Raw genomic sequence first — 1,279 nt, 5'->3', positions numbered from 1 at the left:
CATGATTAAAGAGAAGCGGGCATCACAGGCCGCTCTAGCTACCGACATCCACGCAATGCTGCAGGATACAGAGAGAGGAACCTTACTGGCTGAAGGAGGTACAGGTATAGGTAAGAGTTTCGCCTACCTGATTCCCTCCCTCATACGTGAAGATAAACGTATTGTAATAGCGACAGCGAAGAAGACACTCCAGGACCAGCTATTCACTAAGGACGTACCCTACGTATGTGATAGTATCGGTTCGAAAAAACGGTACGTTATTTATAAGGGTAAAAGTAATTATGCCTGCTGGTTACTGGCCAGTGAAGTCCACGACGCACTGGATAAGAAACACTACCTCGAGTTTATTAACGACGCACGTGTATGGGAGCAACCTGCGGATATCAAAGACTGGAAAGGCGGCCGACCTACGTGGTGGCCTAAGGTAGACATCAGTAATTGTATTATGGGTAAAAACTGCCCGCATATATTACAGTGTAAACCACAACCACAGCAGTCCAATATTGTCATAACGAACCATCACCTGTTAGCCATCGACCTGAAACTTGGTCCAGGCTTCCTTCTGGGTGACTACAACATGTTGATAGTCGATGAGGGACACCAGGCACCAGAAGCATTCCGTGCAGCCTATACGCACAGGATAACATCAAAGGGACTGGATGGACTTCGTGCGATGGTCGTTAACGACGAGAATCTTCGTGCGCTTATAGATGACTCCGGTGCAGTAAGCTCCAAGATATTTGTAGCACAGGTCAAAGCACTGATAGCCCAGTATAACACGTACCACAAAGAAATAGGTCCATACACCAATGCTGTAGGTCAGGTAGACATCGTACAGGGGCGAAAACAAATTTTTAAGTTAGCCGGAACAGCACGGGAAATGAATCGTCAACTGGAAGGGATATACAAAGCTACCCAAAATATGCTGCAACACAGCAGCTCGAGTTACTCGGAAGATTACAACGCAGTAGAGACTTTCTCTCGTGACCAGCTCCGGAGTTTAACCCGTAAAATAAAACGAGTTGTATCCCGTGTAGGGTCCATAATGGAGTTCATAAGTCGGCTGCACGATTCAGAGCATGTAGGTAGAACTGGAAACTACCTACTCACAAGGCAACCTGAGGGCGTGAAGATAGAACCCATCCAGGTAGGACCACTTGTGCGTAAAGCGTTAAGGCGTGCACAGCATAAAGTGATAGTCTCAGCTACGCTGGCTATGGGTAAAGATTTCAGTCACACAGAGGAATCGTATGGCCTGACTCCGGTAGAACCTGACGAT

The 1,279-nt window shown here is 47.1% G+C and carries 1 protein-coding gene; it reads left to right on the top strand.

The window, feature by feature from the left end:
• Positions 1-1,279 (top strand): hypothetical protein (locus GY843_RS17670; RefSeq protein WP_297311565.1); only part of this gene is annotated, 1,279 nt, incomplete at both ends.

The sequence above is a fragment of the Neptuniibacter sp. genome (assembly GCF_024231755.1).
In the GTDB taxonomy this organism is placed as follows: Bacteria; Pseudomonadota; Gammaproteobacteria; order Pseudomonadales; family Balneatricaceae; genus Neptuniibacter.
This window is presented reverse-complemented; position numbering and strand designations above follow the sequence as displayed.